Below are 9801 nucleotides of genomic sequence, written 5' to 3' on the forward strand. Positions count from 1 at the left end.
GATTAGACTGAAATTAATAAGAAGATCGAAATGGAGCTACACAATCGCTTGGTTGAATTACGGAAGGCAAAAGGTCTCTCTCAGGAAGAACTGGCGGAAAAACTCTATGTTTCGCGCTAAACAATCTCTAACTGGGAGCAAGGAAAAACCTATCCAGATATCAACTCACTGTTATTGATAGCTACTTTTTTCGATATCTCCTTAGATAATCTAATTAAAGGAGATGTCGTGATTATGAAACATCATGTAGATTCATCACAGTTAAAGGGATGGTTGATAACTACCGGAATAGTCATCTTTTTAGACTCATTACTGGAACCTATAGGGCGCTTTTATGTAGGACGTTTTGCTATCTTACCTAATGACATGATCATCAGAAATATTTTCATTTTGCCGATACTTTATTGTCTCTATAAAATCTTTTCACTATCAAAAAAACATCATCTTAAAACTTATGGAGAAATTCTAGATTTTATCAATGGGAAGGAAAAAGTAAAGCGAACATTCCTTCAAGAGAGTTTAAAAGGGTTAGGACTTTTACTGGCTATATGGGTTTTAATTATCCTAGGTCAAGCCATTGGAGCGCTATTATTTTTCAAATAGTAGTTAATCGTAATTAGAAAGGATTTTATATGATTTTTAGACTAATGACGGAAGCAGACTTGGAAGACTGTACACAAGCTTTTGTAGATATTTTTAATGGTGAACCTTGGTACGATGAGTGGACCTTTGAGGGTGCTAAAGAATATATTTCAGACTTTTATCATACGCCAAAGTTTCTAGGTATTTTAGCTATTGAAAACGATGAGTTTATTGGTTTTGTTTATGGAACGATAAGAAATTGGTGGTCAGGAAGAGAATTTTTTATTAACGAGATGGGGGTTAAAAAGGCTTTTCGACAGCAGGGAATTGGAAAAAGGCTGTTAGAGGAACTAAAGAAAGAATTGGCAGATTCAGGTGTTGAAAACTTTGTTTTATTGACTGATCGCGAAACACCAGCGGAAGTTTTTTATCAGAAAACAGGCTTTAAAGCTGTTGAAAGATTGGTCTTTTATAGTCGGAATATATAATGTAGTTTGACAACAACCAGAGACTAGGATAGCTTTTAACTTTACTTTCCTGTCAATCTATTCTTTCAAATGGTGGGGCAAGGAGCCATTCGTATGAAGTTAAGATTACAAAATTGATGTTTGCCTATCATGTTTTTATACTTAATCTTATGATGCATTATTTTGTGAGTGATAGTATCACCATCATATATGCCCTACCTTCTATTTTATTTCTAACATTTTACTACCTTCGTTTATTTCCGCCATTTGAGAATTGCTGTTATGCTGGTGGGTAGTCAGCAGGATCGTCCCTCCTGAGGCTCTCAGCAAAATCAAGTGCAACTGATTGGATTATTGGTATAGAAGTCAGTTTATTCGCCTGCATAATATGATTATGTGTTATCATTATGTTGCTGTTAGTTTTAAAAAATATGAAAAGTTTATTTGCTTAAACAGATAATTGAGGAATTAAGCTTATTTATGGAGACATAAAGTCGAGAGTGGGACAGAAATCAATAAATCGTTATAAAATCACGATTCTGATTTTCCTCGCTCTCTTATTTTAAGGCTCAGTCCTCTGCCAGTTTCCTGTTTTTAGGTGGCAGGCTTTGGCAGTCTGTCCCCAGACCTTTTTAATCAGGAATAAAACTTGCAAAGCAAGTGTCAAAAACGATCTGGGGAAAGGCTGTTTCAGGTAACCACCTTAAAACCAAGACGTGGTGAGAGCTAAAATTTTAAAATTTTGGACTGATCACGCCCCCTTTTCTCCTACATTTTGTAGTTTCTCTAGAACGCATAGCCAAAAAATGGTAAAATGAGAGGGATAGACTTCAGAAAGGAAAGAAGTTGGTAGGATGAGATTAGACAAGTACTTAAAAGTATCACGTATTATCAAACGTCGGCCGGTTGCTAAAGAGGTGGCTGATAAGGGTCGCATCAAGGTTAATGGCGTGCTGGCCAAATCTTCAACGGATTTAAAAATTAATGATGACATTGAAATCCGTTTTGGTAATAAGTTGTTAACTGTCCGCGTTCTGGAGATGAAAGACAGTACAAAAAAAGATGATGCAGAGAGTATGTATGAGATCATTAGTGAAAAAAGGATAGACGCTGATGGGGAAAAATGATAAGGTCGTTCAACTGAATAATGACTATATCAAGGTTACTAACCTTACTAAACGTTATGAAGAGGAAGAAACGCGTAAGCGTCACCGTTTTATGGGGTGGACTTTGATTTTTGTCATCTTGCTATTTATTTTGCCAACCTATAATTTGGTTTCAAGTTATCGAGATTTGCAGGATAAGAAAGCTCAGATTGTTCAGCTAAAAAAGGATTATAAGCAAACCAAGTCAGAAACAACTCAGGAAGAAAAATTAGCTGACCGACTAAAAGACGATGAGTTTGTGGAAAAATATGCGCGTGCAAAGTATCATTACTCTAATTCAGGTGAGGTCACCTTTATTATTCCTGAGCTGGTTCCTCAATAATTAGTATATATGGAAAATTTGATTGTAATTATTGAAAAATTTTTAGCTCATTCTGATGAAAAATTAGAAGAGCTCAGACAGAAAAATCAATCCTTAAAAGAGGAGGTGCCTCATGAGGATTAAGACAGGCAATGAGAATATCATCTTTTTTGCCCTTATAGTTTTACTGCCGATTTTTTTGGTTTCTTTCTGGACTGTTAAGGGAGACAGAGAAGTTTCTTCTTCCTCTTGGAAGCAGTTTGATCAGGTTTCAGAACGGCAGTTTGATTACTTTTATTTTGCCAAAGTTCCGGCTAATCCTAATGTTTATCGAACAGTAAAAACTTATGCTGATAGTAACCTGACCAAGGTTTCAGGTAAGATTGATCCTGATTCTAAGATAAAGATAAAAAAAGTATTTACAAATTCTAAAGGAATCCCGCTTTTTCAGTTTGCTAACGGGACTTATGCCAAGGCCAGTTACAGTCAGTTTTATGATGATAAGGTCCTTGCTAAGAGAACTTTAGGGAAGGAAAAGTCCTATTGGACGGGCAATGAGGTAGCAATTTATGAAAAGCCCTATGTAACAGGGATGGTATCTAAACGTTCGGCTGTTACAGCTTACAGTAAGATTCAAGTCTCTGAAAGAGCCCTTACCCATCATGGCAGTTATTTATTTATTAAAGGACAAGGGTGGATCAATGAAGCTTTGGTTTCCCAAAAAGATAAACGAATAGAAGCTGTTCAAGATTTCCTGAAGAAAAAGTATAATAATCCCAATAAATACAGTATTTATGTTGAGCAGTTAGATAATGGTAAAACAGCCGAAATCAATGCAGATAAGACCATGTATTCGGCGAGTGTTAGTAAATTACCTCTGCTTTATTATGTTCAAGAGCAGTTGAATAAAGGGAAAATAGATAGCTCTAAGAAACTAGTTTATAATGCAGCAGTTAATGATTTTAAGAGTGCTTATAAGACTGAAGGAAGTGGAATTATCAGTAAAACTCCTGATAATAAAACTTACAGTATCAAAGATTTGGAGCAAAAGGTTACCCAGTATTCTGACAATGTCGCTACAAATATTTTAGGTTACTACGTGGCTAATCAGTATAATGAAGACTTCCAAAAGACAATAAAATCAGCTATTGGCACTGATTGGAATATGGAAAACCGTAAGGTTTCTGCCAAGATAGCTGGAAAAATGATGACAGCTATCTATGAGCAAAATGGCGATATTACAAATTATCTATCCTCGACTGATTTTGATAAGCAGCGGATTTCTAAAAATATCCCTGTAAAAGTCGCTCACAAAATTGGTGATGCCTACGAATACCGTCATGATGTAGCTATTGTTTATGGTGATACCCCCTTTGTTTTATCTGTTTTTACAGAAAATGCTACCTATGATGATATTACAGCTATCGCTGACGGTGTGTACAGGATTTTAAAATGATTTATCAAACTATTTTCAAAGATATTCAGAAAAAAGGGTATTTTACCTCTCATAAAAAGGTTTTAGTGGCAGTCTCAGGTGGAGTAGATTCAATGAATTTACTCCATTTCTTACATCAATATAAAGATGACCTAGACATTACTATCGGGGTAGCTCATGTTAACCATAAACAAAGAGAATCATCAGATAAGGAAGAGGCTTACTTAAAAGAGTGGACTAGTCATCAGAATATTCCATTTTTTGTCTCTTATTTTTCGGGAAGATTTTCTGAAAAAGCAGCACGTGATTTTAGGTACCATTTTTTTGAGCGCCTCATGCGGGAAAAGGGCTATACAGCCTTAGTGACAGCTCATCATGCTGATGATCAGGCAGAAACAATATTTATGCGCCTGTTACGTGGTAGTCGTCTCAGACATTTAGGCGGAATGGCAGCCATACAGTCCTTTGCAGGCGGTCAACTGATTCGTCCGTTTTTAACGATTTCAAAAAGTGAACTGCCTACTATTTTTCACTTTGAAGATGAAACAAATGCCAGCAATTGTTACCTTCGTAATAGAATTCGTAGGGAATATTTACCATATTTGTCGCAGGAAAATCCTGCTTTCTCCCGACACCTTCGAGATTTGGGAGAAGAGACCGACTTATTGCTGACAGCCTTGATGGATTTAACGGTTGATTTTAAAAAGGGTAATTTGGAAGTTTTTAGAGCGCAAACAAAAGCTGTACAATATTTTCTTTTGCAAGATTATCTAGCTAATTTCTCTGATTTAAGGTTGAGCAAACCTCAATTTAATCAAACTCTTAAACAGTTACAAAAGTCCCAAGCGTGTGTCTATTATTTGAAAGCAGGTTTTTATTTACATGTTGCGGATAAAAGATTTTGGATTGATAAAATCGGTCCTGAGACGGATAACAGCTTTACCGCTAAAGTGTTAGAATATGGCAATATCGTCAGTATTGGTCAAAATTGCTTTAAATTTGGCCAGATTGGCGATGTAGATCTGGTCAGTCTATCGCCAATTACCTTACGACCTAGGCAGGCAGGCGATCAACTGGATTTTGGGAATTTTCATAAGAAGCTGCGCCGCCTTTTTATTGATGAAAAAATTTCTATAAAGGATCGACAAACGGCAGTCGTAGCAGAACAAGATGGGCAGATTATTTTTGTCCTTGCTGGAGGAAACTTATATTTGAGAAAAGTGCCTCAATGTGTTACAATAAGAGCCAAATTGTGTATAGAAACTAAGGAAACTGGTGACTTATGACTCTGGATAATGACATTGAAAAAGTGCTGTATTCTGCTCAGGAAATCACTGCTAAAACAAGAGAGCTTGGTGAGCAGTTGACACGAGATTATGCTGATAAAAATCCTCTTTTAGTAGGAGTATTAAAAGGCGCTGTTCCCTTTATGGCTGAGTTGATTAAGCATATTGATACTCATATTGAGATTGACTTTATGGTTGTTTCCAGCTATCAAGGTGGTACACAAAGTAGTGGCGAAGTTAAGATCCTAAAAGATGTTGATACTAATATAGAGGGTCGGGATGTCATCTTTGTTGAAGATATTATTGACACTGGACGTACTCTCCTCTATCTACGCGATATGTTCAAGTATCGTAAGGCCAGTTCCGTAAAAATTGCAACTCTGTTTGATAAACCTGAAGGACGGGTTGTTGATATTGAAGCGGATTATATCTGTTACGATGTTCCTAATGAGTTTATTGTTGGGTTTGGTTTAGATTATGCGGAAAAGTATCGTAATCTGCCTTATGTTGGTGTCTTAAAAGAAGAAATTTACACACACGAGTAATTAGAAAGTTTTTTGTTAGTCAATGAATAATAAAAATAAAAATGGGTTAGTCAGAAATGCCTATGTCTACCTCACTCTCATTATCGTGGGAGTTACGGCTCTTAATTTTTATTTCAAGGGGGATTCTAGTCAGACCAAGGAAATTGGTTATTCGACCCTAGTGAAGGAAATAAAAGATGGTGATGTTAAGTCGGTCACTTATCAACCGAGCGGCAGTGTTGTTAAAGTAACGGGTGACTATGCTAAGGCAAAGAAGAGTTCATCAGAAAATGGGAATGCTGATTTTAATTTCTTTAATAGTGGGTCTGCTTCTGTTACCAAGTTTACATCCATCATCCTACCAAGTGATTCGTCTTTGAACCAATTAGAGAAGGCGGCCAATGATTCTAATACGAAGATAAAAGTTATTCCAGAGAGTTCTAGTGGGACGATTCTGTCTTATGTTTTTAGCCTCTTTGTTCCTTTAGTTATCATGGGAATGCTCTTTTATTTCCTGATGAATCAAGGTGGCGGTGGTGGTGCCAGAGGCGCTATGAGCTTTGGTCGTAATAAAGCTAAGGCTGCTAGTCAGGGGGATATTAAAGTTCGTTTCTCTGATGTTGCCGGAGCTGAGGAGGAAAAACAGGAATTAGTCGAAGTTGTAGATTTTCTAAAAAATCCAAAAAAATACCGTGCTTTAGGAGCACGTATTCCAACCGGAGTTCTTCTTGAAGGCCCTCCGGGTACTGGTAAGACGCTTTTAGCTAAGGCTGTTGCTGGTGAGGCTGGTGTTCCTTTCTTTAGCATCTCAGGTTCTGATTTTGTGGAAATGTTTGTCGGTGTTGGAGCTAGTCGTGTTCGTTCCCTCTTTGAAGATGCAAAAAAGGCTGAAAAAGCTTTGATTTTCATTGATGAAATCGATGCTGTTGGCCGTCGTCGTGGAGCCGGAATGGGTGGCGGAAATGATGAACGGGAACAAACCCTCAATCAGCTTTTGGTTGAAATGGATGGGTTTGAAGGAAATGAAAGTATCATCGTTATTGCTGCTACAAACCGCAGTGACGTACTTGATCCAGCTCTTCTTCGCCCCGGTCGTTTTGACCGTAAAGTTTTGGTTGGCCGTCCTGATGTTAAAGGACGTGAAGCTATTTTGAAGGTTCATTCTAAAAATAAACCGCTCAAGGAAGATGTTGACCTCAAGGTTATTGCCCAGCAAACCCCAGGCTTTGTTGGTGCTGATTTGGAAAATGTTTTAAACGAAGCTGCTCTAGTGGCTGCTCGTCGTAATAAGACTAAGATTGATGCCAGTGATATTGATGAAGCGGAAGACCGTGTTATTGCCGGCCCATCTAAAAAAGATAAAAAAGTTTCGGAAAAAGAACGTCAAATTGTGGCTTACCATGAAGCGGGTCACACTATAGTTGGCTTGGTACTTTCAAGTGCTCGTGATGTTCATAAAGTTACCATTGTTCCACGCGGTCGTGCTGGTGGTTACATGATTTCCTTGCCTAAGGAAGATCAATCTCTTCTGTCTAAGGATGAGTTAAAAGAACAACTGGCTGGTTTAATGGGTGGTCGTGTTGCAGAAGAAATCATCTTTAATGTCCAAACATCAGGTGCTTCTAATGACTTTGAACAGGCTACTGCTATGGCGCGTGCTATGGTTACTGAATATGGGATGAGTGATAAACTTGGACCTGTTCAGTATGAAGGTAATCATGCTATGAATCCGGGCCAAATGCCAATGGATAAATCATACTCCAGTCAGACTGCTTTGGTCATTGATGATGAGGTTCGCGAACTTCTGAATGAAGCTCGTAACAAAGCAGCAGATGTTATCAATTCTAACCGTGAGACGCATAAATTGATTGCAGAAGCTCTGCTTAAGTATGAAACACTTGATGCAGCTCAAATTAAGTCAATTTATGAAACAGGAAAGATGCCCGATGATACTCTTGATGATTCTGAAAATGATAACTATGCTTTATCTTACGATGAAGTAAAAGAAAAAATGACTGAATCTGAAAATCAAGCTGATTAATAATGAGAGGCTGGAATCAAAATTCCGCCTCTTTTGTATTTGTCTAAATTCACTAAGTTGACGCAACGGTTAGGAGCAATATTTGTTAGCTAGGCCAATTTGCCTAACTCCTCTTTTTATTGATACTATTGGAAGTTGCCTGTCTCTCTAAGTTAGAGTTGAAATAAAATCGCCAGATAAAAGGATTTACATTCATTTATCCCTATGATAAACTTACAACTATAGAAAATCTAAGGAGAGATATGTGAACATTTTTCGGAAAAAAGATCCTCGTCACATAAAGACAGAAATGGCACGTAGTCTACGTGTTATGGATTTAGTCTTTTTGGGATTAGGTTCTATGGTTGGAACTGGTATTTTTACAGTAACAGGTATCAGTGCTGCGAATTACGCTGGACCTAGCTTGGTTATTTCCATCATTATTGCAGCGATTGCTGTAGGAATTTCTGCGCTATTCTTTGCGGAGTTTGCCTCACGCATCCCAGCTAATGGCGGGGCTTATAGCTATGTCTATGCTACCTTAGGGGAGTTCCCTGCCTGGATGGTTGGCTGGATGATTATCATGGAGTTTTTAACTGCTATTTCTAGTGTTGCATCAGGATGGGGTTCTTACTTAAAAGGACTTCTAGCTAGTTATAAGATTGAATTACCAAGGGCTTTAAATGGCACTTTTGATCCAAGTCAGGGACACTATATTGATTTGTTACCTATACTGGTCATGATTGCTGTCACAGCACTGGTACTGATGAATTCAAAAACAGCCCTTCGCTTTAATAGTGTCCTGGTTATTTTAAAATTTTCAGCCTTGGCCTTGTTCATTGTTGTTGGCCTCTTCCATTTGAACGCTGAAAATTGGGGAAATTTTGCTCCGTTTGGTTTCGGTCAACTATACGGAGGTAAAACGGGAATTATGGCTGGTGCATCAATCATGTTCTTTGCTTTCCTTGGTTTTGAGTCTCTATCAATGGCAGTTGATGAAACAAAAGAGCCACAAAAAACGGTACCAAGAGGAATTGCCTTATCGCTAATTTCTGTGACAGTCCTTTATGTTGTTGTAACACTTGTTTTAACTGGTATTGTTCATTATACTAAGTTAGGTGTTGATGATGCAGTTGCTTTTGCTCTCAGGCATGTTGGCCTAAATTGGGCAGCTAATTATGTTTCAACTGTGGCGATACTTACCCTGATAACAGTCTGTATTTCGATGACTTATGCCTTGTCGCGGACAGTTTATAGTATCAGCCGGGATGGCTTGCTGCCAAATAATTTTAGCCGCATCTCTCCTCGTTCTAAAATTCCTGCGAATGCCACTTTACTAGTCGGGGTTTTTGCTATCATTTTTACAGGGATTATTCCACTGGCTAATTTAGCAGAATTTGTAAACATCTGCACGCTAGCCTATCTAATCGTTTTATCTGTAGCACTTATAAAACTTCGAAAAGACAAAGGGAAACCAGGAAAAGGGCAATTTAAAACCCCCTTGGTTCCAGTGCTACCAGCACTTTCTATTGTTATCTGTCTCTCGCTAATGAGCCAGTTTCAAAAGGTAACGTGGGTTGCTTTTATTGTAGCCATCGTGCTAGGTATACTAATTTATTTTTCATACGGTTATAAAAATTCAGCTATTTCTACAAAACGATAAAAACTGGGGTTTGTTCTCAGTTTTTTTATGCGCATATTCATAATATTATCTACCTAGATTTTTTCTAAATTTAAAATTTGAAAAAAACTTAATAAAAAGAAAAAAGGTCGCAAAAAGTATTGACAAAGGGGTAGGGGTTTGATAGAATAAAGGAGCTGTTTTCGAGAGGGGACAGTTCAAGACCTTTGAGAACTGAATAGACAAGAAACCAAGCGTGCGGGTTAAGGAACTAACCTGTCAAGAAACAATAAACGGATAAGCCAGAAGTGCTTAGCCGGACGAACTAGCATTAATGAGAGTTTGATCCTGGCTCAGGACGAACGCTGGCGGCGTGCCTAATACATGCAAGTAGAACGC

The 9801-nt window shown here is 37.9% G+C and carries 11 protein-coding genes and 1 rRNA gene; all 12 read left to right on the plus strand.

Going from position 1 to position 9801, the window contains the following annotated elements:
- The first annotated feature begins 30 nt into the window (after positions 1-30).
- Positions 31-120 carry a helix-turn-helix domain-containing protein gene (locus ACVR1G_RS09390; protein WP_447452917.1) on the plus strand — a complete coding sequence of 30 codons (90 nt, stop codon included), beginning with the start codon at positions 31-33 and terminating at the stop codon, positions 118-120.
- A gap of 114 nt (positions 121-234) precedes the next feature.
- Complete coding sequence (locus ACVR1G_RS09395; RefSeq protein ID WP_447452918.1) at positions 235-603, plus strand: hypothetical protein; 369 nt, start codon at positions 235-237, stop codon at positions 601-603.
- Positions 604-632: 29 nt separating this feature from the next.
- Entirely contained in the window at positions 633-1070 is a 438-nt protein-coding gene (locus tag ACVR1G_RS09400; RefSeq protein ID WP_447452919.1) for a GNAT family N-acetyltransferase, read from the plus strand.
- Between the two features lie 833 nt (positions 1071-1903).
- Complete coding sequence (locus ACVR1G_RS09405; RefSeq protein ID WP_447452920.1) at positions 1904-2176, plus strand: RNA-binding S4 domain-containing protein; 273 nt, start codon at positions 1904-1906, stop codon at positions 2174-2176.
- Positions 2163-2537, plus strand: a complete 375-nt coding sequence (locus ACVR1G_RS09410; protein WP_447452921.1) for an FtsB family cell division protein — start codon at positions 2163-2165, stop codon at positions 2535-2537. The genes ACVR1G_RS09405 and ACVR1G_RS09410 overlap by 14 nt, the downstream gene beginning before the upstream one ends.
- Positions 2538-2546: 9 nt before the next feature.
- Positions 2547-2660, plus strand: coding sequence for an SP_0009 family protein (locus ACVR1G_RS09415; protein ID WP_447452922.1), 114 nt, complete (start codon positions 2547-2549; stop codon positions 2658-2660).
- Positions 2650-3972: a serine hydrolase gene (locus ACVR1G_RS09420; RefSeq protein ID WP_447452923.1), complete on the plus strand. Its 1323-nt coding sequence runs from the start codon at positions 2650-2652 to the stop codon at positions 3970-3972. Before ACVR1G_RS09415 ends, ACVR1G_RS09420 begins: the two co-directional genes overlap by 11 nt.
- Positions 3969-5237, plus strand: coding sequence for a tRNA lysidine(34) synthetase TilS (tilS, locus tag ACVR1G_RS09425; protein ID WP_447452924.1), 1269 nt, complete (start codon positions 3969-3971; stop codon positions 5235-5237). The genes ACVR1G_RS09420 and tilS overlap by 4 nt, the downstream gene beginning before the upstream one ends.
- Entirely contained in the window at positions 5234-5782 is a 549-nt protein-coding gene (gene hpt, locus ACVR1G_RS09430) for a hypoxanthine phosphoribosyltransferase (RefSeq protein ID WP_447452925.1), read from the plus strand. Before tilS ends, hpt begins: the two co-directional genes overlap by 4 nt.
- A 22-nt stretch (positions 5783-5804) precedes the next feature.
- Positions 5805-7802 (plus strand): ATP-dependent zinc metalloprotease FtsH, encoded by a 1998-nt coding sequence (ftsH, locus tag ACVR1G_RS09435; RefSeq protein WP_447452926.1) that lies wholly within the window; start codon positions 5805-5807, stop codon positions 7800-7802.
- Positions 7803-8046: 244 nt separating this feature from the next.
- On the plus strand, positions 8047-9444 hold the full coding sequence (locus ACVR1G_RS09440) for an amino acid permease (RefSeq protein ID WP_447452927.1): 1398 nt from the start codon (positions 8047-8049) through the stop codon (positions 9442-9444).
- A gap of 288 nt (positions 9445-9732) precedes the next feature.
- Positions 9733-9801: ribosomal RNA gene (locus tag ACVR1G_RS09445) — 16S ribosomal RNA — on the plus strand; the annotation flags it as partial.

It is taken from the genome of Streptococcus dentasini (assembly GCF_053206945.1).

Coding starts and splice junctions, on each gene's coding strand:
- ACVR1G_RS09390 (WP_447452917.1), top strand. CDS start 31: ATGGAGCTACACAATCGCTTGGTTGAATTACGGAAGGCAAAAGGTCTC.
- ACVR1G_RS09395 (WP_447452918.1), top strand. CDS start 235: ATGAAACATCATGTAGATTCATCACAGTTAAAGGGATGGTTGATAACT.
- ACVR1G_RS09400 (WP_447452919.1), top strand. CDS start 633: ATGATTTTTAGACTAATGACGGAAGCAGACTTGGAAGACTGTACACAA.
- ACVR1G_RS09405 (WP_447452920.1), top strand. CDS start 1,904: ATGAGATTAGACAAGTACTTAAAAGTATCACGTATTATCAAACGTCGG.
- ACVR1G_RS09410 (WP_447452921.1), top strand. CDS start 2,163: ATGGGGAAAAATGATAAGGTCGTTCAACTGAATAATGACTATATCAAG.
- ACVR1G_RS09415 (WP_447452922.1), top strand. CDS start 2,547: ATGGAAAATTTGATTGTAATTATTGAAAAATTTTTAGCTCATTCTGAT.
- ACVR1G_RS09420 (WP_447452923.1), top strand. CDS start 2,650: ATGAGGATTAAGACAGGCAATGAGAATATCATCTTTTTTGCCCTTATA.
- tilS (WP_447452924.1), top strand. CDS start 3,969: ATGATTTATCAAACTATTTTCAAAGATATTCAGAAAAAAGGGTATTTT.
- hpt (WP_447452925.1), top strand. CDS start 5,234: ATGACTCTGGATAATGACATTGAAAAAGTGCTGTATTCTGCTCAGGAA.
- ftsH (WP_447452926.1), top strand. CDS start 5,805: ATGAATAATAAAAATAAAAATGGGTTAGTCAGAAATGCCTATGTCTAC.